Raw genomic sequence first — 25,507 nt, forward strand, 5'->3', positions numbered from 1 at the left:
AGCGCGCAGGGGCACCGGCGATCGCCCCACGGTAGACCCCGGGTCCGGCGGCCCCCAGGCCTTCCGGCGGGAGCCTCCGGGGGTGTAGGGCGGAGCCGGGTCAGCGGTCGGAGACGCGGAGCATCACGCGGGTGCGGTCGGCCCGGGTGACCAGGCCCTCGATCAGGAGGAACACGCGGTACTCGAGCCGGTACTTCGCCAGGAACACGCGGCCCAGGCGCTCGACCTCGCCGGGGTCGGCGTCGATCTCCGCGGCGGCCTCGACCGGCACCGCGTAGTCGGAGACGCGGCCGCGGCGGTCGCACGGGACGAGGGTCACCCGCGCGTCGTTGCGGAGGCGCTTCACCTTGCCGCTGCGGCGGGGAGTGGTGACGATCAGCTCGTCGCCGTCGCGGGCGATCCAGACCGGGGTCGAGACGGCGTCCCCGGACTTCCGGAACGTGGTGAGCGAGACGAAGCGCTCGTCGGCGAGAGCGGTGAGGTCCTGGGAGAGGGGCATGTCCGAAGTAGAGCGGCCGGGAGCGGTCACCGCAAGCCTCCGTGGCACCTCGATCCGCCCCCGTAGGGTGGAGTGATGACCGACGCGACGCCTCTGATCGGCCCGACCGAGGCGCCCGATCTGCACGTGATGACCTACAACATCCGCCGCCGCATGCCGCGCCTCACCTCCCGCGCCGTCGACCAGTGGGACCGGCGCCGCCCGCTCGTCCAGCGGGTGCTGGAGCAGGAGCGCCCCTCGATCCTCGCCGTGCAGGAGGCGCTGCCGGACCAGTCGGCCGCCGTGCACGAGGCGCTGGGCTCCTCCTTCGAGGCGATGGGCTTCGGCCGGGACGCGGACCGCGGCGGCGAGCGCGTGATGCTCTTCGTCGACCGCAGCCGCTACGCCGTCCGGCACTGGACCCAGATCGCCCTCTCGGACACCCCGGACGTCGCCGGCTCGCGCAGCTGGGGCAACCGCATCCCGCGCACCGCCGTGATCGCGGAGCTGACCGATCACGCGACCAGCCGCGAGCTCACCGTGGTCTCGACCCACTTCGACCACATCTCGCGGCGCTCGCGCCAGCGCTCCGCCGAGCTGATCGCCCGCCGCGTCCTCGAGCTCGGACGCCCCGCGATCGTGATGGGCGACACCAACACCGACGTCGACACCGTCCCCTACCGGACGATCCTCGAGGAGGGCCGCCTCGCGGACGCGTGGGAGACGGCGGAGAAGCACCTCACCCACTCGTGGAGCACCTTCTCGAACTACCGCGCGCCGGCGCCGGGCAAGCGGATCGACTGGCTGCTCGTCAGCGAGGGCGCCTTCGAGGTCGTCTCCGCGGGGATCAACGCCGTCCGCTACGGGGGAGCGGCGCCCTCCGACCACGAGCCGGTCCAGGCCGTGCTGCGCTTCACGAACCCGTGAGCGGCTCCGCCCTCGTCGAGACCTTCCTCGAGCCCCCGCGCACCCGCGGGGAGTGGACGGCCGACGGCATCCGCGCGATCGGGGCGGCGAGCATCGTGGCGGCCGCGATCGGCTGGGACCTGGTGGATGTGGCGGTGCTCGCGCTCGCGGCGATCGGGCTGGTTCTGCCGCGCTTCCTCGGCATCCGTCCGGCGCTCGACGCCCTCTTCGGGCTCGCGCTGCTCGTGGCGTCCTGGAGCAGCGTCCTCGGCCTGTACGAGGCGTGGCCGCAGTGGGACCTGGTCGTGCACTGCGTGCTCAACGGGCTGATCGCCGCGGTGGCCTACATCGTCGCCGCGCGGGCCGGAGTCGTGCCGGCCGTCGCGGGCGATCGCGGGCCGCTGCTCCCGGCGGTCGTGCTCTGCGCCTGCTTCGGGACGACGGCGGGCGTCCTGTGGGAGTGGGGCGAGTGGGCGGGGCACCGCTTCATCGACTCCTCGATCTTCGTCGGCTACGAGGACACGCTCGGGGATCTCGCCGCCGGTGCGCTGGGCTCGATCCTCGCCGGCGCGCTGATGCGCTTCTGGTCCGCGAAGTCCCGGGTGGTCGGACCGGGCGCCTCGCGCGGCGTCGGAGGTGCGGCGTAGCCTGTCCCGCATGTGCGGCCGCTTCGCGATGGACTCCGAGACCGATGAGCTGATCCGCGAGTTCGTCGCCGCGGGCGGGCGCGCCGAGGACTGGGCGCCCGACTACAGCGTCGCTCCCACCGATGTCGCGCCGATCGTGCGCGAGCGGCTCCACGACGGCGAGCGGGAGCGCGAGCTGGAGCTCGCGTCCTGGGGCTTCACCCCGTCCTGGTCGAAGGGCAGGGGGCCCTCGCCGATCAACGCGCGCCTCGAGTCGGTCGCGACGAACGGCCTGTTCCGCGGGGCGTTCGCCAAGCAGCGCGCGATCGTGCCGATGCGCGGGTACTACGAGTGGGAGACCCGCGCCGACGGCAAGCAGCCCTGGTTCCTGCAGGGCGAGGAGCCGATCCTCGCCGCGGCCGGCCTCTACACGGCCCGCAAGGAGGGCGACGACTGGCGCGTCTCCTTCACGATCATCACCCGCGAGGCGCGCGACGCCTCCGGCGAGGTGCACGACCGGATGCCCGTGTTCCTCACGCCCGACGTGCGCGACTCCTGGCTCGACCCGGCTCCGCTCGCCTCCGCCGAGGAGATGCTCGCCACCCTCGACCGGGCGTCCGTCGCGATGGCCTCGACCGTCACGGCCCACCCGGTCGACCGCCGCGTGAACAACTCCCGCACCGTCGACCGCCGCGACCCGGGCCTGCTGACGCCGATCGCCTGACGCCGCTCGCCTGACAGGCGCGGGACGATCCGCGCGGTCCGCGGAACCTCCGGAAAGGGCGGACGACCGGTGGTGGGTGGACCGGAGAGCACGGGAGGGGCGGAGCCGCGGCCCCGCCCCTCCCGGGCGTCCTACTTCGTGCCGGCGTGACCCGGGAACGGCTTGCCGTTCAGCGAGACCTCGTCGGGGTCGACCTCGACGTCGCCCACGTCGTCCGGGCCGCCCGTGCCGGGCACGGCCTTCACCTCGGCGGAGCCGGAGACCTCGGTGCGGCTCTCCGCCGGATCCGAGTCCTGCTTGGCCTCGGTCTCGCGCTCGCTGCCGGGCGACTCCGAGATGTCCTTCTCGATGGTCTCGCTCTCGGAGGAGGTGGCGGGCGCCGCCCCGTCCGGCTTGCCGATGGTCGAGCCCTGGTCGTCCTGCTCCGTGCGGTCCTGGTCCATGTCGTCGCCTTTCGTCGGGACCTCCGACGCTACGTCGGGGCGCGCGCGGGGGCACCCGCTTGACAGCCCGGCCGGGGGAGGGCGGCGTGCAGGGTCGACGTACTACCCTGGGTCGACGGTCGCACCGGGGGGCGCGGCACACCCGCCGCCGACCGCGAGGAGGACCCGTGGCATCCCACCGGACAGGCGACACCCGCATCGTCGGGACGACGGTCGACGGCCGGTACACGATCGAGGAGCTCATCGGCCGCGGCGGCATGGCCACGGTCTACCGGGCGCGAGACGGCGTCCTCGGCCGCTCCGTCGCGCTGAAGATGTTCGCCCCCGGCATCGACGACGCGCAGGACCTGCAGCGCAAGGCGTCCGAGATCCGGCTGCTCGCGGCGCTCAATCACCCCGCCCTCGTCACCCTCTACGACGCGCACGACGGCGGCGACGACACCAACGGCCAGGCCTACATGGTGATGGAGCTCGCCGAGGGCCCGAGCCTGTCCGAGCGGCTCGCCGAGGGCCCGGTCGCGCCGAACGACGTCGCCTCGATGGCGGGCGACCTCGGCGAGGCCCTGCACACGGTCCATGCGGCCGGAGTCGTGCACCGCGACGTGAAGCCGTCGAACGTGCTGCTCGTCCCGAGCCCGCTGACGAGCCGCGAGTTCCGCCCGAAGCTGGCCGACTTCGGCATCGCCTCCCTCATCGACGCGACGCGGATCACCGCGCCCGGCACCCTCATCGGCACCGCCGCCTACCTCAGCCCCGAGCAGGCGCACGGCGACCCGGTCACCTCGGCGAGCGACATCTACTCCCTCGGCCTGGTGCTCCTGGAGTCGCTGACCGGCCGCCGCCCGTTCACGGGCTCGGCGATCGAGGTCACGCTCGCCCGTCTGCTCCGCGACCCCGAGGTGTCGGAGTCGCTCGGCAGCGGCTGGACCTCGCTCCTGACCGCGATGACGCGGCGCGAGCCCGGCGAGCGTCCCGCCGCGCTGCAGGTGGCGGAGTCGGCGCGCCGCCTGATCGATCCGCGGCGCGACTCCCCGCCGGCGGCCATCGTCGTCCCCGACGTCCCCGCCACCCGGGTGATGTCGACGGAGCCGCTCGCCGAGACCGAGCCGATCACGCGGACGGAGGCGCTCGACCCGACCCGCCGGCTCGCGGCCGACGCGTACCCGGCCACGGAGGCGATCGCTCCGACGCAGCGCTTCACCGCGACCGAGCGGATCGCACCGGCACCGCGGACCGCTCCGGCGCCGCAGACCGCTCCGTCGCCGCGCACGGCTCCGCTCCGCCCCGCGGCGGCCCCTCCGCGGCGCCGCGGCCCGAGCCCGTGGCTGATCGTGCTGGTGCTCGCGCTGGTCGCGGTCGCCGTCGGGCTCGCGATCATCCTGATCGACGGTCCCCAGTCGCCTCTGCCGCAGGTGGACGGCGAGCTGGGCGACCACCTCCGTCAGCTGCGCGAGAGCATCCGCTCGTGAGGGGCCTCCGACTGCGCGCCGCCGGCGCCGTGCTCGCCTCGGTCCTGCTGCTGAGCGGATGCTCCTCCGCGCCGCAGGGCATCGACGAGGGCACCGCCCAGACCCTCGACGACGCGGTGGTGGCCGTCGCCGAGAAGGCCTCGGCCGACGACTACCAGGGCGCTCTCACCGAGCTCGCCTCGCTGCAGTCGGCGCTGGACGCCGCGCTCGCCGAGGACTCCGTCAGCTCCGACCGCGCAGCGACGGTGCAGGCGCAGGTCGACGTCGTCCGCGCCGACCTCGAGGCCCTGATCGCGGGAGCCTCGGAGCCGGCGCCGGCCGAGACCACCGCCCCGGCTCCCGAGGAGACGACCCCGGTCGAGGAGGAGCCGGAGGACACGCCGGCTCCGGTCGAGACCGAGAACGACCCCGCCCCCTCGCCCGAGGAGTCGGAGCCGGAGGAGACGCCGACCGAGCCGGAGGAGCCCGCGGAGGAGACCCCGGCCGCTCCCGGCGACGACGCTCCGGGGAACAGCGGCGACGCTCCGGGGAACAGCGGTGGCGCACCCGGCAACAGCGGGAACGCTCCCGGCAACGGCAACGGCAACGGCAACGGCAACGGCAACGGCAACGGCAACGCGGGCGGCAACGGCAACGGCAACGGCAACGCGGGCGGCAACGGCAACGGCCCCGGCGCTCGCGGTGCGGCGACCGGAGTCGGCGCCCCCGCGGGCAGCGGTGCCGCGCCCGGGGCCGCGAAGGGCCCCGGCGGCCGCTAGAGCGCTACTCCTGCGTCGAGAGCACGGCGAACGCCGCGTCGAGCTCGACGTCCACGTCCGTGCCGTCCTCGCGGGTGACCTCCACCTCGAAGGCGTGGTCGGCGTCGTCGCTGCGCTCGGCCTCGGTGACGGTCCCGGAGCCGACGGCGCCCAGCGCCGCCTCGCTCGCGCGGGCGAGGTCGTCGCCGGTGAGGTCGTCCGGGTCCACGGCGGCCGCGGTCGGGTCGCCGGCAGGCACGCCGTCGTCGCCGGAGCCGGCCTGGAGAGCGCGGTCGTCGGGGTCCACGGACACGACGGCGAAGGAGTCGTCGAGGCGCACCTCGTACTCGAGGCCGGCGCGGTCGGTCAGGTCCAGCTCGTAGCCGGTGGCGCCGTCGTCGTCGCGCTCGGCCGAGGTGACGGTCCCGCCGCCGATCTCGGCGAGCGCTGCCTCGCTCGCGCGGTCCAGGTCGCTGCCGGTGAGGGAGTCGGATCCCTCGAAGCCGTCGGTCGCGGCGTAGGCGATGCCCGTCCCGGCTCCGATCAGCACGACCGCTCCGGCGATCCCGGCGATGATCTTCGTCTTCTTCTGCACGATGGCTCCGTCCCGGCGCCGCTCGTCGACGCCTCCAGCACTCTCGCGGTCGGGCGCTGAAGCAGGCCTGAAGCGCCCGCTCAGCGGACGAGCGGCACCCGCACCTCGACCCGGGCGCCGCCCAGCGCCGAGTCGCCGACGACGACCCGTCCGCCGTGCGCCCGGGCGATCCCGGCGACGATCGCCAGGCCGAGGCCCGAGCCTCCGGCGTCGCGCGCCCGGCCCTCGTCGAGGCGGACGAAGCGCTCGAGCACCCGCTCGCGCTCCGCCGCCGGGATCCCCGGCCCGTCGTCGTCCACCGCGAGCACCGCCTCCGCTCCGTCGATCCGGGTCGAGAGCGCCAGCTGCGAGGAGCGGTGCCGCACCGCGTTGTCGACCAGGTTGCGCAGCGCCCGCGAGAGCAGGGCCTCGTCGGCCACCGCCTGCACGGGCGAGATCCCGCTCGCGTCGACCCGGGCCCCGGAGTCGCGCAGGCGCCGCACCTCGCCGAGGGCGAGGTCGTCGAGGTCCACGGGAGCCGCCGCCACGGCCAGGCGCGCCTCGTCCGCCCGGGCGAGCAGCAGCAGGCCCTCGATCAGCCCGCCGAGCCGCACCGACTCCTCCGCGACCGTCCTCGCCAGCCGGGCGGAGTCGAGCCGGTCCGGGTGCGCGAGCGCCACCTCCGCGGTCTGGCGCAGCGCCGCGACGGGGGAGCGCAGCTCGTGCGAGGCGTCCGAGACGAAGCGCCGCTGCCGCTCCTGCCCGCTCTGCAGCCGATCGAGCATCCGGTTGAGGGTGTGCGCCAGCCGGTCGACCTCGTCGCCGGAGCCGGGAGCGGCGATCCGGCGGTCCAGGGCGGAGGAGGTGACCGCCTCGGCCTCCTCGCGCATCCGCTCCACGGGGCGCAGCGCCCGGCCGACGACGACGGCGCACACCACCGCCACCAGCGCGATCAGCAGCGGGACGGCGACCGCGAGCAGCCCGATCGTCGTGGACACCGCCTCCTCGCGGCCCTCGTCGGGCACGCCGACCACGACGAGGGAGTCGTCGTCGAGCTCGCGGGCGGCGACCACCACCGGCCCCTCGTCGTAAACGTCGACCGTGACCGGGTCGTCGCTCTCGGCCAGCGCGAGCGGAGGGAGGTCCTCCGCGTCCTCGCCCGCGGCGGCGACCCGCCCGTCGACCACGAGCTGGACCAGTCCCTCCGAGCCGCGGACGGCTTCCGGGCCGCCCTGCTCGACCAGCGCCGCGACCCGCTCCGCCTCGGCGTCGGCGGCGGAGGCGGCGCTCGAGGCGAGCACGGAGGAGAGGACCAGGACGAAGAGCACGCCCCCGAGGAGCGCGGCGGCGGCCACCACGGCGGTCGCGGCCGCGGTGATGCGGGTCCGCAGGCTCCGGCGGCTCACCCGGCCACCAGCGTGTAGCCCGCCCCGCGCCGGGTGCGGAGGGTGTCGCGGCCGAAGGGCCGGTCGATCTTGTTGCGCAGGGTGCGGACGTAGACCTCGACGATGTTCGGGTCGCCGTCGTAGTCGAAGTCCCAGACGGCTCCGAGGACGTCGCGTTTGGAGACGACCTCGCCCGCCCGCGAGACGAAGTACTCGAGGACGCTGAACTCGCGCGCGGTCAGCGGCACGGCGACTCCGCCCCGCTCGACGGTCCGGGACGCCGGATCCAGCACGAGATCGCCGACGACGCGCACCGTGGGCCGCTCGGCGGCTCCGCGGCGGATGAGGGCGCGCAGCCGCGCGACGAGCACCGGGAACGAGAACGGCTTGGTGAGGTAGTCGTCGGCGCCGGTGTCGAGGGCCTCGACCTGGTCGAGGTCGCCGTCCTTCGCCGTGAGCATCAGGATCGGGGTCCAGTCCTCGGCGGCGCGCAGCCGCTCGCAGACGCGGAAGCCGCTGACGTCCGGGAGCATCAGGTCGAGGACGATGGCGGCGTAGTCGGCCTCCTGCGCGTACCAGAGGGCGTCGGTGCCGGTGGTGGCGGTGTCCACGGCGAAGCCCTCGGCCTCCAGGCCCGTCTCGAGGGCGCGGAGCAGGTTGATCTCGTCGTCGACGACCAGGATGCGGATGGCGGCCTCCCCGGGCTCGGCGCGCGGGGGCCCGCGCGAGCCCAGGCTAGCCGCGGCCCCGCTGAAGCCCGCCTGAAGCGCCGACGGACCACCGCGTCCCGCCGAGGCGCCGGTTCCCCGCCGGGACACCGGCCGGAGCGCGGTGTCCCGGCGGGACGCGCGGCGCCCGGGCGCGGGTCACTCGTCGCGGTCGGTGTACTCGCCCTCGCCCTCGGCGGAGGTGCCCGCGGCGCTGGTGTCGACGTAGCTGCCCTTGTCGGCGGTGCTCTGCTCGTTCACCGAGGTGTCGACGTAGCTGCCCTCGGCCTCGCCGGCGGTGTGCGAGACGCCCTCCGTCGAGGTGTACTCGCCGCCCTCGGTGTCCTCGGTGCTCGTGCCCTCGGCGACGTGACGGCCGTGGCCGGCGGTGTGCTCGTCGTGACCCTCGTGGTGGTCGTGGTGCTCGTGACCCTCGTGGTGCTCGTTGTCGTGGTCGTGGTGGGCCATGGCGGCCTCCTCGCTTCGTCGCGTCGGTGCGCGGTCGGATCGGCCGCGCTCGCTCCGAGACTTCTGCATCGGGGGCGGGGGTGCAAGACGTGGCGGCTGCACATCCGTGCCGCGCAACTCCTACCGGCGCCGGATCCGTCCGCCTAGCCTCCGAGGATGAGCAGACCCCCTCGCACCCGCTGGAGCGTCATCGGCCAGCTCGGCCCTGCCTTCGACGACGGCGGTCCGATGCTGCTGGTCGAGGCCCGATCGGCGTTCGGGCGCCGCCCGATGCACCGCGCCAAGGCGCAGCTGCTGCTGTCGGCGCTCCGCCACCGCGCCCGCGAGCTCGGGGACCGCGCCGAGTACGTCCGCTCCGAGACCTTCGGCGAGGCCCTCGCCGGGCGCGACGACCTCGAGGTGATCGACCCGCCGACCCGCGGCGGCCGCCGCCTCGCCCGCAGGCTCGGCATGAGCGTTCTGCCCAGCCGCGGCTTCATCACGGCCGAGGAGGACTTCCGCGAGTGGGCGCTCTCCCGCTCGGGCAAGCGCCTGCTGCTGGAGGACTTCTACCGGTGGAGCCGCGAGCGCACCGGCGTCCTGATGCGCGGCGACCAGCCCGAGGGCGGCCGCTGGAACTACGACCACGACAACCGCCAGCCTCCGCCCAAGGGCGCCTCCCGGCTCGGCCTGCCCGACCCGTGGTGGCCGGAGGAGGACGACATCGACGAGGAGGTGCGCGCCGACCTCGCGCGCTGGGAGGCCGAGGGGGCGGTCCGCCTGGTCGGCGCCGACGGTCCGCGCCGCTTCGCCGCGACGCCCGCCGAGGCCGAAGCGGCGCTCGCCGACTTCGTGTCGTCGCGCCTGGGCGACTTCGGGACCTACGAGGACGCGATGCTCTCGGGCGACTGGACGATGGCGCACTCGCTGCTCAGCGCCCCGATGAACCTCGGCGTGCTCGATCCGCGGACGGTCGTCGAGGCGGCCGAGGCGGAGTACGCCGCCGGGGGCGCGCCGATCGCGGCGACGGAGGGGTTCATCCGCCAGATCCTCGGCTGGCGCGACTACGTCTGGAACCTGTTCTGGCACCTCGGGCCGGAGTACCGGAACCGCAGCCGCGCGCTCGGCGCCTCCACACCGCTGCCCGCGGAGCTGCTCGCTCTCGACCCGAGCGGCATCGAGGCGAACTGCCTGCACGAGACGCTCGACGACGTGCACCGGCACGGCTGGGCGCACCACATCCAGCGCCTGATGGTGCTCGGCAACTGGGGACTGCAGCGGGGGTGGGATCCGGCGGAGCTCAACGACTGGTTCGTGGACGTCTTCGTCGACGGCACGGAGTGGGTGATGCCGGCGAACGTGATCGGGATGTCCCAGCACGCCGACGGCGGCGTCGTCGCGACGAAGCCGTACGCCTCGGGCGGCGCCTACATCAACCGGATGTCCGACTACTGCGGCGGCTGCCGCTTCGACCCGAAGGTGCGCCTGGGCGAGAACGCCTGCCCGGTGACCGCCGGGTACTGGGCCTTCCTCGACCGGGCCGAGCCGGTCCTCCGCGGCAACCACCGGATGGCCCAGCCCCTCGCGGGCCTGCGCCGCCTCGCGGACCGCGAAGCGGTGGTCGACCAGGAGCGCCTGCGCGAGACGTACTGACGCGGGGCCGGCGGCGCGCCCGCCGCTACTCCGCGCGCACGAAGCGCGACACGGTGACCGCGACCGTCACCGCGGTCGTCCCGTCCACCGCCGCGAGCCGCGCGTCCAGCGCCTCGGGATCCACGTGGTGGGCACTCGGCCCCATCAGCACCTCGGCGCGCAGCTCGTCGACGCTCATCAGCACCGTCGTGTCGAGCTCGATGCGCTCCTCGAGCGCGAACCCCGCCAGCTGCTCGTCGAGCCGCTCCGCCTTGCCGGCGTCGATGCCGAGCATCCCGAACCGCTCGCGGATCTCGTGCAGGTGCCTCTCGCGCGGAGTGACGACGACGGCGACGCCGCCCAGACGGAGCACCCGCCGCATCTCCGGGGCGTTCCGCGGCGCGAAGACGGTGAGCAGCGCGTCGGCGGAGGCGTCGGCCAGCGGGAGGGGCTGCCAGAGGTCGGCGGTCGCGATCGCCGCCCGGGGGTGCGCGCGGGCGGCGCGGCGGGCGGCCGGGGCCGAGAGGTCCAGGCCCAGCCCGTCCGCCGCCGGATGCGCCTCGAGCACGGCCGCGAGGTACGCCCCGGTGCCGCAGCCGAGGTCGACCACGAGCCGCGCGTCGGCGGGGACGGCCGCGGCGACCGCGTCCTGGATCACCCGGTAGTGGCCGGAGCCGAGCAGGTCGGCGCGGGCCTGCACCATCGCCGCGGTGTCGCCCGAGGTCGCGTGCCTCCCGCGCAGCAGCGAGGCGTAGCCCTGACGCGCGAGGTCGGCGCTGTGCCCGAGGGGGCAGCGGAGCGAGGAGGGGCGGGGGAGCGCGTCGGGGGCGAGCGCGCCGCCGCAGACCGGGCAGGCGAGGGCGGGCAGCACCGTCGATCCGGGTCGGGCGGCCGGATCGAACGCGCTCACTCCGCGCCGGGCGCGCGCGCCCGCATGGCGGTGACCGCCGCGTTCAGCGTCGCGATGGTCGGCACCGCGAACAGCGCCCCGGCGAGCCCGGCCACCTCGAGCCCGGTCGCGACTCCGAGCACCACGGCGAGCGGATGCACCTTCACGGCGGTCCCGAGGATGAGCGGCTGCAGCACGTGCCCCTCGAGCAGGTGCACCAGGATCACGACGCCGACCATCACCAGCGCGGCGACGGGCCCGCTGAACAGCAGAGCGACCAGTGCGGCGAGCGCACCGGTCACGATCGCGCCGAGGATCGGGACGAACGAGCCGAGGAACACCACGATCGCGATCGGCACGACGAGCGGCAGCTGCAGCGCGAGCGCGCCGATGCCGATGCCGACCGCATTGATCCCGGCGACGCCGAGCTGCGCGATCACGAACTGGCTGAGGGTCCGCCAGCCGGCGGCGCCGCCGCGCTCCATCGCGGGGCGCGCGCGGCGGGGGAGGAGGCGGAGGAACCAGTGCCAGATCCGGCGGCCGTCGAGGAGCAGGAAGATCAGCGAGAACAGGGTGAGGAGGGTCCCTGCGAAGACCTCGGCCAGCTGGGAGCCGACGGCGAGGGCGCCGGACGCGATCGTCGACGCCTGCGCGTCGGCCCAGTCGACCGCGCGCTGCGCCCAGTCCGAGAGCTGCACGTCCGAGAACGACAGCGGCGGGCTCCGCAGCCACGCCTCGACGCCGTCGACCGCGTCGAGGGCGCGCTGCCCCACTCCGCTGAAGCCGGAGCGGGACTGCACGACCACCAGCCCGACGAGGCCGGTCAGCAGGAGGAGCATCAGGACGATCGAGACCAGGACCGCGAGCGGGCGGGGGAGCCGCAGGCGCTCGAGCCGGTTCCGCAGCGGAGTGAGGAGCGCGGTGAGCAGCAGCGCGATCAGCACCGGCACGACGATCACGGGCAGCAGCGAGACGAGGCGCACGAGGAGGTAGAGGAGCCCGGCGACGGCGAGGAAGCGCCACGACCAGGCGGCGGCGATCCGCATCCCGGTCGAGACGTCGCCCGAGGCGTCGTCCGGCGAGTCCGCGAGGGCCGGAGCCGGGACCGCTGCCGGGGGAGCGGCGTCCGCAGGCGGGGTCGTCGCCGTGCCGTGTCGCTCGTCGCGCGCTCGCCGTTCCCGCATGACCCCTCCGATCCTCTCGCAGTGTACGGCCGAGCGGCCGTCCGGGACCGGGAGGGAGCCCGGGGGCGCCGCGCCTGGCCGGATCGGGGCGCCGGATGCGCCGGCAGCGGCTCGTCCGGAGGGCGGAACGCGCCGGATCGCGCCGTCTCCGCCCCGTTCCCCGCCTCGGCCGCGGGAGGCCGGTCCGCGCCGGTAGCGTCGCGCGGGTCGATGCCGAGCGAGGAGGGCGACGGATGCTGGAGGCGGTTCTCGCGATCGCCGCGTGGTGCGCGGGCGCGGTGCTCGTCGTCAGCGGCGCCCTGAAGCTCGGCCGCACGGAGCGGTTCCGGGCGAGCCTCGAGGCGCTCGGGGTCCCCCTCCTCCTCCGGCGCCGCGGCTGGTTCGCGGCCGCCTTCCCCGTCGTCGAGATCGCGCTGGGCGCCGCGGCGGTGCTGGCGCCCGCTCCGGCGCACCGTGCCGCCCTCGTGCCGGTGGCGCTCCTCGACGCCGTGTTCCTCGTCGTCGCCGTCCGCGCGGTCCGCGCGACGGAGGACGTCGACTGCGAGTGCTTCGGCGGGCTGGGCTCGGCGCGGATGACCGGACGCACCGTCGCGAGGAACGCGGTGCTGCTCGCGCTCGCGGTCGCCGGGGCCCTCGGCGGGCTCGCTCCGGCCGCGCTGCTCGGCGGCGGCGGTGCCTCGGCGGCGGCGTCCGGGCTCGCCGCCGCTCTCGCCGCGGTCTCGCTCGTGCTGGTGCGCGACCGCCGTGCGGCGTCGACGGCCGCTCGCGTCCGGGCGGCCGCCCGCCTGTCCGCAGCCGACAGGGAGTCCGCGCCGGGGCGCGCGCCCGAGGGCGACCTCTCGGCCGCCGACCTCGCGTTCGTCACGGTGGCCGGCGAGCTCCTGACGCTCGAGGAGCTGTCCCGCCCGGCGACGCACCTCGTCTTCTTCTCGCCCTCGTGCGCCGCCTGCCACGAGCTCGTCGAGCGCTTCCGCTGGTGGCCCCACGGCCTGCGCCCGGCCGAGGAGCTGCTCCCCGTCCTCCTCGGCAGCCGCGAGGACTTCGCGGTGCACGCCGTCTACGGGCCGCTCGTCGACCACGCCCTCTACGATCCGGAGGGCCGCGTCGCCGCCGCCCTCGGCCGAGCGGGGACGCCGGGCCACGTGCTGCTCACGCCCGAGCGTCCGCTCGGCGACGGCTGGACCTCGGGAGCCGCGTCGATCGAGGCACGCGTGCTCCGGCCCGGATTCCTCGCCGAGCTGCAGGCGGGCGGCCCGGACCCGGCTCCGGCGGCCGGCGGCGCGGTACCGGCGGGGTGACGACGGCCGGCGGGCGGAGCGGTGCCGCCGGGCTGTCGACGACCGACCGAGGGCGGCCGGGCTCAGCGGCGCTCGAACTCGCCGGACATCGAGCCGTGCACGGGGTGGGCGGGATCGTCCCCGACGGCGCGGGCAGGATCGTCGATCTCGACGGCGCGGGACGGGGCCTCCTCGTCGCTCGCGTCGAGGCCGAAGCCGTCCTCGAGCAGCTCCTGGGCGATGCGGCTCGAGAGGCCGCTCCTCTCGCCCGGTCCGGGGTCGCTCTCCGGGTCGACGGGGGCGGCGAACGCCTGCTCGAGTCCGGACGCCGGCATCCCGGCGTCGTCGATCGAGTCGGCTCGTCCGTCGGAGGGTCCTCGTGCAGGTCTCGGCATGCGCCCGAGCGTAGAGGACGGGCCCCCGGAGGTCGACGCTCCGTCGCGCACTGCCGGGCCGCCTGCGCGCCGGGTCAGTCGTGCAGCGACCAGGAGTGGGGAGCGACCTGGACGCCGCCGACGGTCGCCGTCTCGTCGCCGATGTTCAGCGCGAGCCGCGCGGTGCGTCCCTCCGGGCCCTCCGCCACGAGCATCACGGCGGTGTTGGAGAGGTCGACCGTGCGGGTGCTCGCGCCGACCAGCCACGGGTTCCGTCGGCGGAACGCGACGACCTCCTGGTGGGCCCGGTAGGCCTCCCCGCCCGGCCACTCGGCGGGATCGGCCGGGAACTCCGGGCGGATCGCGTCGTCGCCGCCGATCCGCTCCTCCTTGACGCCGCGCAGGCCCCGCTCGTCGCCGGAGTAGATGCTCGGCACGCCGGCGACGAAGCCGAGGATCGCCGTGGCGTGGCCGAGGTGGCGCTCGTCGCTGACGGCGCTGGCGATCCGGGTCACGTCGTGGTTGCCGACGAAGGTCAAGGGCAGGAACTCGCGGACGAAGTCGTCGTGGCGCTTCAGGGACCAGGCCAGCTCGAAGAGGTTCGCCTCCTCGAGGGAGTTGCGGACGGCCTTCCAGAGCTCGTACTGCGTGACCGAGTCGAGCCCGGACTCCCGCACGTAGCCGGTGTAGTCGCCGTGGATGACCTCGCCGACGAACCACGCGTCGGGGAAGCGCTGCCGCACCGGGTCGATCGCCGCGTGCCAGGCCGCCGGCGCGACCGCGTACGCCGCGTCGAGCCGCCAGCCGTCGATGCCCCGCTCGAGCCAGTGCGCGAGCACGGAGGACACGTGCTCCGCGACCTCGGGGTTCCCGTTGTCGAGCTCGACCAGGGCGTCGTGCCCCTCGAACACGTCGACGCGGAGGCCGTCGACCTCCTGCGACCGCTCACTGCGGGAGAAGCGCGCCGCCTCGGGGGAGCCCTCGCCGGCCGCGACCGCGGCACGCCACCAGGGGTGCTCCCGTCCCACGTGGTTGAAGACCCCGTCGAGCAGCACCCGGATCCCGCGCTCGCGGCACGCGGCGATCAGCGCGTCGAGGTCGGCCTCGTCGCCGAGGCGGGGATCGACCCGGAAGTGGTCGACCGTGTCGTAGCCGTGGGTGGAGGAGGCGAAGACCGGCCCCAGCAGCAGCCCGTTGCAGCCCAGCGCCAGCAGGTCGTCGAGCCAGGGGAGCAGGGCGCGGAGGCGGTGCTGCGGCTCGTCGTCCGGACCCGGACCCTCCGAGGCGCTCGCCTCGGCGCCCGTGAAGCCGAGCGGGTAGACGTGCCACCAGATCGCCGTCGAGATCCAACCGTCCGTCTGAGCCATCGTGGCCGTCCTCCCGGCCCGCTCGGGCGCGGGCCGCCGTCACTGTAGCGAGGCGGGCTGGACCGGAGCCGCGCCCGCTCACGGGCCGGGCCGCAGGGCGGTGATCCAGGCCAGCACGGCCAGGCCCGCCCGCACCGAGGCGGGAGCCGTGACGGAGCAGATGAGCAGCGCGAGAGCCGCGCAGGCGAGCCCGGCCACCGCGCTCCTCCGCTCGCCCGCCCACCGCAGCGCCCGTACGGACGCGATCACCGCGGCGACCGCCACGGCGACGGCGGGGAGGGCCCAGAGCGGATGCACGGAGGACGCGAGCGCGAGCAGGCCCAGCGCGACCGCGGCGAGGCCGGGCTCGTACGGCCGGCGTGCGGGAGGGTGCCGCCGGGGCGGCCGGGGGAGGGCCGCGTCGGCCGGAGCAGGTGCAGGGAGGAGTGCCGTCGTCGTCATGAGCCGATCCTCGTCAGGCGGCGGACTCTGCGGAGAGGCGATCGGCGGATCGGTGGACGAGAGGCGCCGAGCGCCTCCTGTGGAGGGACCGACCGGCGCGATCGGCGTCGTTCCGGGCGTCTCGGGGCCGGAATCGCCGGAGATCCGGGGCGGGGCTGGTAGGTTACCGACGGTCCGACCGGTTGAGGACGTCCGTCCCCGGCCGAGGACGATCCATCGAAACCAGCTGTTCCGACAGCGAGAACGTCCTGGGAGGACACTCCATGGCTGACAAGTCGCTCAACCGCACCGAGCTCGTCGCGAAGATCGCCGCCGACTCCGGCCAGAGCCAGGCCGCCGTCAACGGCGTCCTCGACTCGCTCTTCACCACCCTCGCCGACTCCGTGTCGAACGACGTGAAGGTCACCATCCCCGGCTGGATCGCCGTCGAGCGCACCTCCCGCGCCGCGCGCACCGGCCGCAACCCGCAGACCGGCGAGACCATCCAGATCGCCGCCGGCCACTCGGTCAAGGTCTCCGCGGGCACCAAGCTCAAGGCCGCCGCGAAGTAGTCGCGCCCTCCGACACGGCCCCGGCACTGCGCCGGGGCCGTCGTCGTCCGCGGACGCGGCCGCCGATCGTCCGCGGACGCGGCTGCCGATCAGCCGCGGAACGTAGGCTGGACCGGTGAATCGAACCGTCCGGATCGTCGGCCCTGCGCTCGTGCTCGTCGCCGCAGCGCTCGTCGCCCTCCTCGCGGCCCTGGCCTTCGGCGGGGGAGCCGCGGCTCCGCTGCTGAACGATCCCGGCCCCGTGGTCCGGTACGGCCTCCCTATCGCCAAGCTGGCCGTCAATCTCGGCGCCGCGGGGATGATCGGCTCGCTCGTGCTGACGCTGTTCGCGCTGAGCCCCCGCGCCGCCGCCGCCCGCGACGCCCGATCCTCGTCCCGCGCCTCGACCGCTCACGCCTCCTCGCGCGGCGGCCAGTCCTCGCGCGGCGGCCAGTCCTCCTCCCGCGCCGGATCGACGCGCACCGCGGTCGCCCCCGCGCGCCCCGCGCCCGCCGAGGCCGCGCCCGAGCCGCGCACCGAGTTCTCGATCGCCCTCGACGTCGCCGCCGCCAGCGCCGCCTTCTTCGCGGCGGCCAGCGCGGTGACCGGGTTCCTCACCTTCCTCAACGTCACGCAGACGCCCCTGAGCCTCGACCGCGACTTCGGCACCAAGCTCAGCTACTTCATCGGCAGCATCGAGGTCGGCCAGGCCTGGCTCATCACGACCCTGCTCGCGGCCGTCGTCACCGTCCTCTGCTTCGCCGTCCGCAACCAGACCGCGCTCGTCTTCGTCACGGGCCTGGCCCTGCTCACGCTGCTGCCGATGGCGCAGCAGGGGCACGCGGCCGGAGCGAGCGGGCACGACGCCGCCGTCACGGCGCTGGGCCTCCACCTCGTCTTCGCGGCGATCTGGCTGGGCGGCCTCATCACCGTCGTCGCCCTGCGGCCCCTGCTCGGCGGCTCCCGCCTGCTGCCCGTGATCGAGCGCTACTCCAGCCTCGCGCTCGTGAGCTTCGTCGTGGTCGCGGCGTCCGGGTACGTCAGCGCCGAGCTCCGGCTCGCCACTCTCGACAACCTGCTGACCGGCTACGGGATCCTCGTGCTGGTCAAGGTCGCGGCGCTGGTCGCGCTGGGCCTGTTCGGCGTTCTGCAGCGCCGCTACCTCATCGAGCGGATGCGGAAGGCCGGCGGTGTCGGCGGCCGCAGCTTCTGGTGGCTCGTCGGCGCCGAGATCGCCTTCATGGGGATCGCGTCCGGAGTCGCCGCGGCTCTCGCGCGCACAGCGACCCCGGTCGACCAGATCGCCGCGAGCCAGCTCACGGATCCGACCCCGGCCCAGCTGCTGACGGGCGAGCCCCTGCCGCCGCCAGCGAGCGCGATGAACTTCCTCACGCTCTGGAACATCGACCTGGTCTGGCTCCTGGTCTGCTCCTTCGCCATCGCGTTCTACGTCGCCGGAGTGGTGCGCCTGCACCGCCGCGGCGACCGCTGGCCCCTGCACCGCACGATCCTCTGGATCGCGGGCATGCTCCTCCTGGCCTACATCACGAACGGCGGGGTGAACGCGTACGAGAAGTACCTGTTCAGCGCCCACATGCTCTCGCACATGGTCCTCACCATGGCGGTGCCGCTGCTGCTCGTCCCGGCGGCACCGGTCACGCTCATCGCCCGCGCCGCCGCCCGCCGCACCGACGGCTCCCGCGGTGCCCGCGAGTGGGTGCTGCTCGCCGTGCACTCGCGCTTCGCCACCGCGATCTCGCACCCGATCGTCGCCGCGCTGCTGTTCGTCGGGTCGCTCTGGGGCTTCTACTACTCCCCGCTGTTCCGCTGGGCCACCACGGACCACATCGGCCACGAGTGGATGATCGTCCACTTCCTGATCACCGGCTACCTCTTCGTCAGCGTCCTGATCGGAGTGGACCCGAGCGTGCACCGCGTGCCCTACGCGATGCGCCTCCTGCTGCTGCTGGGCACCATGGCGTTCCACGCCTTCTTCGGCCTCGCGCTGATGACGGGGGAGGGGCTGCTCCTGGCCGACTGGTACGGAGCGATGGGCTGGGGCACCTCCGCGCTCGCCGATCAGCAGGCGGCCGGCGGTATCGCGTGGAGCATCGGCGAGATCCCCACCCTCGCGCTCGCGATCGTCGTCGCGATGATGTGGAGCCGCTCCGACGCCCGCGAGACCAAGCGCCGCGACCGCCAGGCCGACCGCACCGGAGAGGCCGAGCTCACGGCCTACAACGACCGCCTGGCCGCCCTCCAGAAGCGCGGCTGATCCGCGCCCGGGCCCCGGGGTCCCGGCGGCCCGCGGGTACAGTGGAGCGGTGACTCAGCCGACCCTCTCCGACGAGCAGCAGCGGGTCTTCGACCTCATCGAGAACACGCGCGAGCACCTGTTCGTCACGGGTCGCGCGGGCACGGGCAAGTCCACCCTGCTCAACCACCTGAGCTGGAACACCGACAAGCAGATCGTCATCTGCGCCCCCACCGGCGTCGCCGCGCTGAACGTCGGCGGCCAGACCATCCACTCGCTCTTCCGACTGCCGATCGGCGTCATCGCCGACTCCGACCTCGACCAGCCGCCCGAGCTGCGCAAGCTCCTCAACACCATCGACACGCTCGTCATCGACGAGATCTCCATGGTCAACGCCGACCTGCTCGACGGGATCGACCGCAGCCTCCGGCAGGCGCGGCAGCGGCGCTCCGAGCCGTTCGGGGGCGTGCAGGTCGTCCTCTTCGGCGACCCGTTCCAGCTCGCACCCGTTCCCGGCGATCCGGAGGAGCGCGCCTACTTCGCCGACCGCTACCGCTCGCTGTGGTTCTTCGACGCTCTCGTCTGGCAGGAGGCGCCGCTGCGGATCGTCGAGCTCGGCCGGATCCACCGGCAGAGCGACGAGCGCTTCAAGTGGATGCTCAACGCGGTCCGCTTCGGCATGGTGACGAAGGAGATCGCCGACGTGCTGAACGCGGCGGGCGCGCGGACGCCTCCGGCCGACGACGCGATCACGCTCGCGACCCGCAACGACACGGTCAACCGCATCAACCAGGCGGCGCTCGCGCGGCTGAAGGGCCCGCTGAAGACCGCGTCGGCCGAGATCAGCGGCGACTTCGGCGGGCGCGCCTATCCCGCGGACCAGAACCTCGAGCTCAAGATCGGCGCGCACGTGATGTTCCTGCGCAACGACTCCGAGCAGCGCTGGGTGAACGGCACGATCGGCCGGGTGACGAAGGTCGCGGGGACGGTCTGGGTCGAGGTGGACGGCGAGGTCCACGAGGTCGAGCCCGCGACCTGGGAGCGCTACCGCTACTCCTACTCCGCCGCGACGAAGAAGCTCACCCGCGAGATCGTCGCCGAGTTCGCGCAGTTCCCGCTCCGCCTGGCGTGGGCGGTCACGATCCACAAGTCGCAGGGCAAGACCTACGACTCCGCCGTGGTCGACCTCGGGCAGCGCGCCTTCGCCCCCGGGCAGACCTACGTGGCGCTCAGCCGCATCACGAGCCTCGAGGGGCTCTACCTGACGCGGCCGCTCCGGCCGAGCGACATCATCGTCGACAAGGACGTGCTGCGCTTCATGTCCGAACGGCGAGCCGAGCCGGCCGCCGTCGCGGAGGCGTCCGCGGACTGACGCCCCGCGGAGGACGTGGGAGCAGGGGCCTCAGGCCGCCGCGCAGGTCCGGGCGAGATCGCGGAACAGCTCCGTCGTCAGCCGGTACGCCTCCGCGACCTCCGCGATGACCCGCTCGCGCTCCTCCTCGTCCCAGCCCGCGGCGTCGAGCTGCTCGCGGTAGGTGGCGCGGAAGGCCGACGGTGCGGCGATCTCGCCGAAGAGGAAGAAGCCGACGCCGTTGGTCTCGAAGCCGAACCGCCGCTGCAGCAGCCCGCGGACGATCGCGCAGCCGGAGAGGTCGCCGAGGTAGCGCGTGTAGTGGTGGGCGACGAAGCCGCCGCTCCAGCCCGCGGCCACGGTGCGGATCCGGTCGACGTAGGCGCTGGTCGAGGGCAGCGGGCGGATGCGCTCCCGCCAGTCCTCACCGACGAGGAAGCGCAGGTCCTCCGCGATCGCGGGGAGCCGGGTGAGCTTGGCCGAGAGGAAGGGCTCCGCGACCGGATCGCCGGCCATGTCCTCCGCCACGGCCTCGAGGGCCTCGTAGACGAAGTAGTGCTGCGAGATGAGCGCGATGTAGTCGTCGCGGCTGCCGGAGCCGGTCATCAGCGAGGTCATGAAGGCGGCGCCCTCGTCGTCCGCGCCGGACTGCCCGATGCGCAGGCGCAGGGCCTCGGAGAACGGGATGACGTTCGACACGGTGGCCTCCCTCGGCGACTGAGGTCTGCCTTACCTTAGCCGAGCGGGGCCGCCGGGACCAGAGGGCGTCAGTGCCCGTGTCCGCCGTCGACGACGGAGTGCATCATCCCGCCCATGTCGCCCGACCCGCCCGAGGAGGCGGCCATGGCGGGGGTGGCGAGGGCGGAGACGGTGAGCGCGCCGGCCAGGAGTCCGACGAGAGCTCGCGACGGCGAGACGGCCTTCTCCTCGACGCGCGGAGAGCGGAGCGAGACGGCCACCACGGCGACCGCGATCAGCTGGAGGACCGCGGCCGCCAGCGCGGGGAGGGTCTCGGCGAGTGCGCCGAGGGCCAGAGCGAGGGTGAACGCCGCGAGGGAGGCGACCGCGACGACCAGCGCGGAGCGCGGCACGACGATCCGGCCGCGTGCCAGGACGAGGACCGCCCAGAGGATCTCGACAGCACCGAGCACTCCGATCACCGGGGCCTGCACGCCCTCGCCGCCGGCGGCGAGCGAGAGGTGGACGAGCCCGGCGCCGAGTCCGGCGAAAGCGGCGTTGCATCGGGCCACGGTGGTCATGGCGGCTCCTTCGCTGGATCGGGGAAGAAGAGGAGGCCCCGGATCGACACACCGCATCGTGTCGTCCGGGGCCGTTCAGTCCGTCCGCCGCGGAAAACGGCGGGCCCACGGCGGACGGAGTAGAGGGGGGCGGCGGGTGCCGCCCGGGTCAGGCGGTCGCGGCGGTGCGAGTCCTCGCCGTCTTCTCGGTGCCGAGTCCGACTCCCAGGAGCACCAGCGCGCTGGCCAGGTGCAGGAAGTGGTCGGCGGTGTTCAGCGCCAGCACGTTCAGGGCGGTGTCGACCAGGAAGAAGCCGACGATGCCGAGCAGCAGGTACACCGCTCCGACGGTCACGTTGACGGTCTTCGCCGCGGCGACGGTCGACAGGCCCGCGATCAGCAGCGCGCCTCCGATGAGCAGGTGGGCGATGTTGTGCAGCGGGTTCACCTCGAAGACGCCGAGCAGGAGCCCGCCTTCGGTCGAGAGGAACTGCACGCCTCCGGTCACGACGAAGCCGAGGAGCCCGACGACGACGTAGACGGCTCCGAAGAGAGTCGCCAGCAGTCGATTGGGGGATCTGCGCATGGTCTCTTACCTCCTTCGAGCAGCGCCTCTGCGCTGTACTCCCTCTCTTCGTAACCCGGCGCCTGCCGGTTTGGGAACGGGGTGGACTCCGCCGGTCACGGTCAGGACACGAATCGCGATCGCGCGCTCAGCGGCCCTCTCCGGCCCGACGGAGCCCCCGTACAGTGGTGCCGTTCGCAGACGACGGGGGAGTCGCACGGCATGGGATCTCGCAGACGGACGCGGACGGGACTGCTCGTCGTCCCGGTCCTCGTGCTCGCACTGGCCGGCTGCACGCCCGCCGCCGCCTCGCGCGTGGCGGAGGCTCCCGCGCAGGCGGCGTCGGAGGAGCTCGCCTCCGCCCTGTCGGGGTTCCTCGACGAGACGGTCGGCGTCGCCGGCGCGACCGGAGCGGTCGCCGGGGTCTGGTCGCCATGGGGCGGCAGCTGGGAGGGCGCGGTCGGCTGGGAGTCGGACGAGCGCACCACCGCCCTCACCACCGACGCGCACCTGCGGCTCGGCACCGGCGGCACCGAGGCGATGACCTGCGACGTGGTCCTCGCCCTCGCCGACTCCGGCCGGGTCGACCTCGACGCCGACGTCGGCGAGACGCTGCGCTCCCTGCCCGGCATCGACGGCCTCACGCTGCGCGAGCTCTGCGCGCACACCTCCGGCCTGGCCGACTTCCGCTCGGCGCTCTGGCCGACCGTGCTCCAGAACCCCCCGCGGCAGTGGCCGACGCTCGAGCTGCTCGCCGCGGCCCAGGTGCGCGGCGCCTCGGCCGAGCCCGGAGCGGCGTGGTCCGACTCCGCCACCGGTCCGCTGCTCGCCGGCATCGTCGCCGCGCAGGTGACCGGTCGGAGCATCGGGGAGCTCTACGACCAGTACGTGGTGCCGCGGTACGGGCTGCGCAGCACGGAGCTGCCCGGCGCCTCCGAGGTCGACCTGCCCGCTCCGTCCCCCCGCGGCTACGCGGTCGCGCTGGACCCGGCGACCGGGGAGAAGCGCTGCGACGTGCGCCTCGACGTCACCGCCGCGTCCCCGTCCGCGCTCGGCGCCGCGGGCGGGGCGCTGACCGATCTGGAGGACCTCCGGCGGCTGGCGACGGGTCTCGCGGCCGATCCCGCGGGCGACGCCATGTGGCAGGACCCGGTCGTCCAGGGCCAGGGCCGCGCCGACTACCTCCGCGCCGGGCTCGGCGGGCACGAGGCGGGACCCCTCCGCGGCTTCTCGGGCCTCGCGCCCGGCTTCGTCACCGCGGCCTACTCCGACCCGGTCTCGGGCCTGACCGTGGCCGTCTCGATCAACAGCTCGACGCCCGGCGGCGACTTCGCCGCAACGGTCGCCCGCACCCTGGCCGCCATCGCGGTCGAGCAGGGAGCCGCGGCGGGAGCCGAGGGCCTGCCCCGGCTCCCGTGGACGGCCGACGGCGAGCGCGGCGCCGTGCAGGGGACCCCGACGCGCTGCTGATCCGGCGGCGCCCTACTCTGGTGCCATGCCGATCACTCCCGACACCAAGGACTGGACCTGGGTCCTCGAGCGCCCCTGCCTCGAGTGCGGTTTCGACGCCTCGCTCGTCGACGCCGACGAGGTCGCCGAGCTCATCCGCGAGAACGCCGCCGCCTGGCCCTACGTGCTCGACCGCGACGACGCGGCGGGCCGGCCCGACGACGAGACCTGGTCGCCGCTCGAGTACGCCGCGCACGTGCGCGACGTGCACCGCATCTACCGCACCCGCGTGCAGCTGATGCTCGCCGGCGACGACCCGCTCTACCCCAACTGGGACCAGGACGTCACCGCCGTGGAGGAGCGCTACGACCAGCAGGACCCCGCGACGGTCGGCCGCGAGCTGGTCGAGGCGGCCGAGCGCATCGCCGAGGTGTTCGACTCCGTCGCCGGCGCCCAGTGGCAGCGCCGAGGCCGCCGCAGCGACGGCGCGGCGTTCACGGTCGACACGATCGCCCGCTACTACCTGCACGACGTCCAGCACCACCTGCACGACGTGCAGGGCTGAGCTCAGGTGTCGATGAGCTGTGGATTGAGGAACGAGAGCGTCCGCGCGTAGGCGAGCGCCGCGGAGGCGGGGCTGACCGCGTCGCGCAGGTTGCCGTTCGCGAAGTGCCGCTGCGTGTCCGGGTAGGTGTGCGCCGTGACCGGCGTCCCCGACTCCTTCAGCCGTCCGACGAACGACTCCGGGTCGTCGCCCGCGGGCCACTCGTCGCTCTGCGCGTAGTGCAGGAGGGTGGGGCACGGGACCAGCACGTGCTCCTCCGCACCGAGGGTGGCGTAGTACGCGACCACCGCGTCCACGAGCCCGGTGCCCGCGGCGAGCAGCCCGAGGCGGCCGCCGAAGCCGAAGCCGATGACGGCGCTGCGCGGTGCCCCGGCCGCGACTCCGGTGCCGACCGCCTCGGCGACAGCGGCGAGGGTGCGGTCCTGCGCGGCCATCGCGGCGAGGTCGCGCGCGTCCTCCGGGGCGAGCGTGGCCCAGCCGTCGTAGAGGTCGGGCACGAGCACGTGGTAGCCGTGCTTCGCCACGGCCTCGGCGAACGGCTCCAGCCACGGCAGGCGCCCGAAGACGTCGTGCAGCACGACCACCACGGGCCGGCCGGGGTGCCCGTACTCGAGGGCGACGCCCGGCGACGGGATCTGGACGAGCTCTGTCACCCCTCCACCCTGCCCTCTGCGTCCCGCGATCCCGCGCGCTGCCACTGATCCGCCCGGCGTGTCGCGTCGGAACGCCGCTCGGGCGCCTCACCGCTCCGCGCGGCCGTGCGGCTCCAGCGGCAGGACGACCTGCTCGCGCAGGTGCTCGTAGACGACTGAGGTGCGCACGTCGGCGACCTCGCGGCGCTGCGTCAGCTCGTCGATGACGAAGGCGTAGAGGTCCTGGTTGTCGCGGACGGCGACGTGGATGATGAAGTCCTCCGAGCCGGAGGTGACGAACACGCCGACCGTCTCGTCGAGGCCGGCGACCCAGTCGCGGAAGGCCTCGATGATCTCGCGCGACGGCGGACGGATGCGGACCGCGATCAGCGCCTGCACGCCGCGCCCGAGGGCCGCGAAGTCGAGGGTGAGCGTCGCGCCGGTGATGACGCCGCGGCGCCGGAGGCTCCTCGTTCGGTCGAGGGCGGTGGTGGGCGAGACGTGCACGGCGGCTGCGAGGTCCCGGTTCGTGATCCGTGCATCCGACTGCAGGACCTGCAGGATCCGGACGTCGAGTTCGTCGAGTGCCGCTCCTGGGCCGTTCTGCTGGTCGTTCATACGGAGATCCTGCCGCAGGGGACCCCTCCTGCCTACTCTTCGTGACGTCACTTCGCACGAACCGAGGAGCAGCATGACCATCCCCGCCCCCGACGCCGTCGGCTTCCACCCCGACGAGATCGACACCGCCGCGCCCACCCGCTCGGCCCGCCTCAAGTGGGTGGTCGTCGTCGACGAGTCCCTCCCCGCCGGCCGCGCCGTGAACGCCGCGATCTGCGTGGGCGCCGCGACGGCCGCGCACGTCGCGGGACTGCTCGGACCGAGCCCCGCCGACGCGTCCGGATCGCTGCATCCCGGTCTGCCGTGGGCCGGCTGCACGGTCCTCGCCGCCGACGCGGCCACCCTGCTCGCGATCCGCGCCAAGGCCGAGGCGCACGACAGGACGTTCGTCGCCGACATGCCCGCATCCGCGCAGGCCACCCGGGTGTACGACGAGTACCGGGAGGCGGTCGCGGCGAGCGGCTCCGACGAGCTGCAGTACCTCGCGGTCAGCCTGGTGGGGCCGAGGAACCGGATCGACAGGATCGTCGGGCGGCTGCCGCTGCTGGGCTGACGGACACCGCGGGGCTGCCGGACGCCGCTGCAGCGCCGGAGGAGGAGCCGCTCGCATCGGGCCGGAGGACCGGCCGCAGACGAGGGGGGGGG

The 25,507-nt window shown here is 74.5% G+C and carries 29 protein-coding genes; 13 read left to right on the top strand and 16 right to left on the bottom strand.

The features are described from left to right. Window positions 1-100: 100 nt before the first annotated feature. Complete coding sequence (locus C5C39_RS11815) at window positions 101-499, bottom strand: PPOX class F420-dependent oxidoreductase (RefSeq protein WP_104238818.1); 399 nt, start codon at window positions 497-499, stop codon at window positions 101-103. A 75-nt stretch (window positions 500-574) separates the two neighbouring features. Between C5C39_RS11815 and C5C39_RS11820 the strand changes: the two genes are divergently transcribed. Genes C5C39_RS11820 through C5C39_RS11830 form a run of 3 tightly spaced genes read left to right on the top strand, consistent with a single transcriptional unit; the run spans window position 575 to window position 2,734 of the window. Continuing rightward, window positions 575-1,405: an endonuclease/exonuclease/phosphatase family protein gene (locus tag C5C39_RS11820; protein ID WP_104353448.1), complete on the top strand. Its 831-nt coding sequence runs from the start codon at window positions 575-577 to the stop codon at window positions 1,403-1,405. Beyond that, window positions 1,402-2,031: a hypothetical protein gene (locus tag C5C39_RS11825; protein WP_104226114.1), complete on the top strand. Its 630-nt coding sequence runs from the start codon at window positions 1,402-1,404 to the stop codon at window positions 2,029-2,031. The genes C5C39_RS11820 and C5C39_RS11825 overlap by 4 nt, the downstream gene beginning before the upstream one ends. Window positions 2,032-2,041: 10 nt before the next feature. Further along, entirely contained in the window at window positions 2,042-2,734 is a 693-nt protein-coding gene (locus tag C5C39_RS11830) for an SOS response-associated peptidase (protein WP_104353449.1), read from the top strand. A gap of 131 nt (window positions 2,735-2,865) precedes the next feature. Here C5C39_RS11830 and C5C39_RS11835 read toward each other — a convergent pair whose 3' ends face one another. After that, on the bottom strand, window positions 2,866-3,177 hold the full coding sequence (locus C5C39_RS11835; RefSeq protein ID WP_104222919.1) for a hypothetical protein: 312 nt from the start codon (window positions 3,175-3,177) through the stop codon (window positions 2,866-2,868). Between the two features lie 167 nt (window positions 3,178-3,344). Between C5C39_RS11835 and C5C39_RS11840 the strand changes: the two genes are divergently transcribed. Together C5C39_RS11840 and C5C39_RS11845 are read left to right on the top strand one after the other, a co-directional pair. Next, entirely contained in the window at window positions 3,345-4,646 is a 1,302-nt protein-coding gene (locus tag C5C39_RS11840) for a serine/threonine-protein kinase (protein WP_104353450.1), read from the top strand. Further along, on the top strand, window positions 4,643-5,404 hold the full coding sequence (locus tag C5C39_RS11845) for a hypothetical protein (protein WP_104353451.1): 762 nt from the start codon (window positions 4,643-4,645) through the stop codon (window positions 5,402-5,404). Before C5C39_RS11840 ends, C5C39_RS11845 begins: the two co-directional genes overlap by 4 nt. 4 nt (window positions 5,405-5,408) lie before the next feature. Here the strand turns inward: C5C39_RS11845 and C5C39_RS11850 are convergent, their stop codons facing one another. From C5C39_RS11850 to C5C39_RS11865, 4 genes are all read right to left on the bottom strand, one after another. Next, the gene (locus C5C39_RS11850; protein WP_104353452.1) at window positions 5,409-5,978 is read right to left on the bottom strand and encodes a PepSY domain-containing protein; all 570 of its coding nucleotides are present in this window, start codon (window positions 5,976-5,978) and stop codon (window positions 5,409-5,411) included. An 80-nt stretch (window positions 5,979-6,058) separates the two neighbouring features. Beyond that, window positions 6,059-7,363 (bottom strand): cell wall metabolism sensor histidine kinase WalK, encoded by a 1,305-nt coding sequence (locus C5C39_RS11855; protein ID WP_104353453.1) that lies wholly within the window; start codon window positions 7,361-7,363, stop codon window positions 6,059-6,061. After that, window positions 7,360-8,031, bottom strand: coding sequence for a response regulator transcription factor (locus C5C39_RS11860; RefSeq protein ID WP_104249963.1), 672 nt, complete (start codon window positions 8,029-8,031; stop codon window positions 7,360-7,362). The genes C5C39_RS11855 and C5C39_RS11860 overlap by 4 nt, the downstream gene beginning before the upstream one ends. Window positions 8,032-8,208: 177 nt before the next feature. Beyond that, window positions 8,209-8,517, bottom strand: coding sequence for a hypothetical protein (locus tag C5C39_RS11865; RefSeq protein WP_181027115.1), 309 nt, complete (start codon window positions 8,515-8,517; stop codon window positions 8,209-8,211). Between the two features lie 156 nt (window positions 8,518-8,673). Between C5C39_RS11865 and C5C39_RS11870 the strand changes: the two genes are divergently transcribed. After that, window positions 8,674-10,149, top strand: coding sequence for a cryptochrome/photolyase family protein (locus tag C5C39_RS11870; protein WP_104246940.1), 1,476 nt, complete (start codon window positions 8,674-8,676; stop codon window positions 10,147-10,149). Window positions 10,150-10,174: 25 nt separating this feature from the next. On the opposite strand, the gene C5C39_RS11875 is transcribed toward C5C39_RS11870, so the two are convergent. Together C5C39_RS11875 and C5C39_RS11880 are read right to left on the bottom strand one after the other, a co-directional pair. Then, window positions 10,175-11,038 (bottom strand): methyltransferase domain-containing protein, encoded by an 864-nt coding sequence (locus tag C5C39_RS11875; protein ID WP_104353454.1) that lies wholly within the window; start codon window positions 11,036-11,038, stop codon window positions 10,175-10,177. After that, a complete protein-coding gene (locus C5C39_RS11880) occupies window positions 11,035-12,201 on the bottom strand; it encodes an AI-2E family transporter (RefSeq protein WP_104353455.1) in 1,167 nt (388 codons plus the stop codon). Before C5C39_RS11880 ends, C5C39_RS11875 begins: the two co-directional genes overlap by 4 nt. A gap of 233 nt (window positions 12,202-12,434) precedes the next feature. Here C5C39_RS11880 and C5C39_RS11885 point away from each other — a divergent pair, with 233 nt between their 5' ends. Next, window positions 12,435-13,499, top strand: a complete 1,065-nt coding sequence (locus C5C39_RS11885; RefSeq protein WP_104353456.1) for a MauE/DoxX family redox-associated membrane protein — start codon at window positions 12,435-12,437, stop codon at window positions 13,497-13,499. A 62-nt stretch (window positions 13,500-13,561) separates the two neighbouring features. Here the strand turns inward: C5C39_RS11885 and C5C39_RS11890 are convergent, their stop codons facing one another. The 3 genes from C5C39_RS11890 to C5C39_RS11900 form a co-directional block, all read right to left on the bottom strand. Then, a complete protein-coding gene (locus C5C39_RS11890) occupies window positions 13,562-13,873 on the bottom strand; it encodes a hypothetical protein (protein ID WP_146079427.1) in 312 nt (103 codons plus the stop codon). A gap of 74 nt (window positions 13,874-13,947) precedes the next feature. Beyond that, on the bottom strand, window positions 13,948-15,219 hold the full coding sequence (locus C5C39_RS11895) for an alpha-amylase family glycosyl hydrolase (protein ID WP_104353457.1): 1,272 nt from the start codon (window positions 15,217-15,219) through the stop codon (window positions 13,948-13,950). A 78-nt stretch (window positions 15,220-15,297) separates the two neighbouring features. Beyond that, entirely contained in the window at window positions 15,298-15,660 is a 363-nt protein-coding gene (locus tag C5C39_RS11900) for a hypothetical protein (protein ID WP_104353458.1), read from the bottom strand. 263 nt (window positions 15,661-15,923) lie between these two features. Between C5C39_RS11900 and C5C39_RS11905 the strand changes: the two genes are divergently transcribed. The 3 genes from C5C39_RS11905 to C5C39_RS11915 all read left to right on the top strand — a co-directional run bounded on the left by C5C39_RS11905 (window position 15,924) and on the right by C5C39_RS11915 (window position 19,816). Beyond that, window positions 15,924-16,211, top strand: a complete 288-nt coding sequence (locus C5C39_RS11905) for an HU family DNA-binding protein (RefSeq protein ID WP_056037903.1) — start codon at window positions 15,924-15,926, stop codon at window positions 16,209-16,211. 115 nt (window positions 16,212-16,326) lie between these two features. After that, a complete protein-coding gene (locus tag C5C39_RS11910) occupies window positions 16,327-18,465 on the top strand; it encodes a bifunctional copper resistance protein CopD/cytochrome c oxidase assembly protein (protein WP_258075825.1) in 2,139 nt (712 codons plus the stop codon). Between the two features lie 49 nt (window positions 18,466-18,514). Further along, window positions 18,515-19,816: an ATP-dependent RecD-like DNA helicase gene (locus C5C39_RS11915; RefSeq protein WP_104222908.1), complete on the top strand. Its 1,302-nt coding sequence runs from the start codon at window positions 18,515-18,517 to the stop codon at window positions 19,814-19,816. A 30-nt stretch (window positions 19,817-19,846) separates the two neighbouring features. Here the strand turns inward: C5C39_RS11915 and C5C39_RS11920 are convergent, their stop codons facing one another. The 3 genes from C5C39_RS11920 to C5C39_RS11930 all read right to left on the bottom strand — a co-directional run bounded on the left by C5C39_RS11920 (window position 19,847) and on the right by C5C39_RS11930 (window position 21,619). Continuing rightward, window positions 19,847-20,494 (bottom strand): heme oxygenase (biliverdin-producing), encoded by a 648-nt coding sequence (locus tag C5C39_RS11920; RefSeq protein WP_104246937.1) that lies wholly within the window; start codon window positions 20,492-20,494, stop codon window positions 19,847-19,849. A gap of 68 nt (window positions 20,495-20,562) precedes the next feature. Further along, window positions 20,563-21,054: a hypothetical protein gene (locus C5C39_RS11925; protein ID WP_104353459.1), complete on the bottom strand. Its 492-nt coding sequence runs from the start codon at window positions 21,052-21,054 to the stop codon at window positions 20,563-20,565. A gap of 148 nt (window positions 21,055-21,202) precedes the next feature. Further along, window positions 21,203-21,619, bottom strand: coding sequence for a DUF4383 domain-containing protein (locus C5C39_RS11930; RefSeq protein WP_104222905.1), 417 nt, complete (start codon window positions 21,617-21,619; stop codon window positions 21,203-21,205). A 201-nt stretch (window positions 21,620-21,820) separates the two neighbouring features. On the opposite strand from C5C39_RS11930, the gene C5C39_RS11935 reads away from it, so the two are divergent. Further along, window positions 21,821-23,068, top strand: a complete 1,248-nt coding sequence (locus tag C5C39_RS11935) for a serine hydrolase (RefSeq protein ID WP_104249916.1) — start codon at window positions 21,821-21,823, stop codon at window positions 23,066-23,068. 25 nt (window positions 23,069-23,093) lie between these two features. Next, window positions 23,094-23,612, top strand: a complete 519-nt coding sequence (locus C5C39_RS11940; RefSeq protein WP_104222903.1) for a DinB family protein — start codon at window positions 23,094-23,096, stop codon at window positions 23,610-23,612. 2 nt (window positions 23,613-23,614) lie between these two features. Here C5C39_RS11940 and C5C39_RS11945 read toward each other — a convergent pair whose 3' ends face one another. Both C5C39_RS11945 and C5C39_RS11950 read right to left on the bottom strand, forming a co-directional pair. Further along, on the bottom strand, window positions 23,615-24,265 hold the full coding sequence (locus tag C5C39_RS11945) for a dienelactone hydrolase family protein (protein ID WP_104237610.1): 651 nt from the start codon (window positions 24,263-24,265) through the stop codon (window positions 23,615-23,617). Between the two features lie 87 nt (window positions 24,266-24,352). Beyond that, window positions 24,353-24,862, bottom strand: coding sequence for an Lrp/AsnC family transcriptional regulator (locus C5C39_RS11950; RefSeq protein WP_104255349.1), 510 nt, complete (start codon window positions 24,860-24,862; stop codon window positions 24,353-24,355). 73 nt (window positions 24,863-24,935) lie between these two features. Between C5C39_RS11950 and C5C39_RS11955 the strand changes: the two genes are divergently transcribed. After that, the gene (locus C5C39_RS11955; protein ID WP_104353460.1) at window positions 24,936-25,415 is read left to right on the top strand and encodes a DUF2000 domain-containing protein; all 480 of its coding nucleotides are present in this window, start codon (window positions 24,936-24,938) and stop codon (window positions 25,413-25,415) included. The last annotated feature ends 92 nt before the right edge of the window (window positions 25,416-25,507 follow it).

Origin of the sequence: Rathayibacter sp. AY1F3, from assembly GCF_002931975.1 — a bacterium.
In the GTDB taxonomy this organism is placed as follows: domain Bacteria; phylum Actinomycetota; class Actinomycetes; order Actinomycetales; family Microbacteriaceae; genus Rathayibacter.

Excerpts from the sequence above, each read along its gene's own strand:
- C5C39_RS11815 (WP_104238818.1), bottom strand. The coding sequence starts at position 499 with ATGCCCCTCTCCCAGGACCTCACCGCTCTCGCCGACGAGCGCTTCGTC.
- C5C39_RS11950 (WP_104255349.1), bottom strand. The coding sequence starts at position 24,862 with ATGAACGACCAGCAGAACGGCCCAGGAGCGGCACTCGACGAACTCGAC.
- C5C39_RS11900 (WP_104353458.1), bottom strand. The coding sequence starts at position 15,660 with ATGACGACGACGGCACTCCTCCCTGCACCTGCTCCGGCCGACGCGGCC.
- C5C39_RS11905 (WP_056037903.1), top strand. The coding sequence starts at position 15,924 with ATGGCTGACAAGTCGCTCAACCGCACCGAGCTCGTCGCGAAGATCGCC.
- C5C39_RS11835 (WP_104222919.1), bottom strand. The coding sequence starts at position 3,177 with ATGGACCAGGACCGCACGGAGCAGGACGACCAGGGCTCGACCATCGGC.
- C5C39_RS11895 (WP_104353457.1), bottom strand. The coding sequence starts at position 15,219 with ATGGCTCAGACGGACGGTTGGATCTCGACGGCGATCTGGTGGCACGTC.
- C5C39_RS11865 (WP_181027115.1), bottom strand. The coding sequence starts at position 8,517 with ATGGCCCACCACGACCACGACAACGAGCACCACGAGGGTCACGAGCAC.
- C5C39_RS11885 (WP_104353456.1), top strand. The coding sequence starts at position 12,435 with ATGCTGGAGGCGGTTCTCGCGATCGCCGCGTGGTGCGCGGGCGCGGTG.
- C5C39_RS11930 (WP_104222905.1), bottom strand. The coding sequence starts at position 21,619 with ATGCGCAGATCCCCCAATCGACTGCTGGCGACTCTCTTCGGAGCCGTC.
- C5C39_RS11880 (WP_104353455.1), bottom strand. The coding sequence starts at position 12,201 with ATGCGGGAACGGCGAGCGCGCGACGAGCGACACGGCACGGCGACGACC.
- C5C39_RS11935 (WP_104249916.1), top strand. The coding sequence starts at position 21,821 with ATGGGATCTCGCAGACGGACGCGGACGGGACTGCTCGTCGTCCCGGTC.
- C5C39_RS11870 (WP_104246940.1), top strand. The coding sequence starts at position 8,674 with ATGAGCAGACCCCCTCGCACCCGCTGGAGCGTCATCGGCCAGCTCGGC.
- C5C39_RS11940 (WP_104222903.1), top strand. The coding sequence starts at position 23,094 with ATGCCGATCACTCCCGACACCAAGGACTGGACCTGGGTCCTCGAGCGC.
- C5C39_RS11820 (WP_104353448.1), top strand. The coding sequence starts at position 575 with ATGACCGACGCGACGCCTCTGATCGGCCCGACCGAGGCGCCCGATCTG.
- C5C39_RS11955 (WP_104353460.1), top strand. The coding sequence starts at position 24,936 with ATGACCATCCCCGCCCCCGACGCCGTCGGCTTCCACCCCGACGAGATC.
- C5C39_RS11830 (WP_104353449.1), top strand. The coding sequence starts at position 2,042 with ATGTGCGGCCGCTTCGCGATGGACTCCGAGACCGATGAGCTGATCCGC.
- C5C39_RS11925 (WP_104353459.1), bottom strand. The coding sequence starts at position 21,054 with ATGACCACCGTGGCCCGATGCAACGCCGCTTTCGCCGGACTCGGCGCC.
- C5C39_RS11890 (WP_146079427.1), bottom strand. The coding sequence starts at position 13,873 with ATGCCGAGACCTGCACGAGGACCCTCCGACGGACGAGCCGACTCGATC.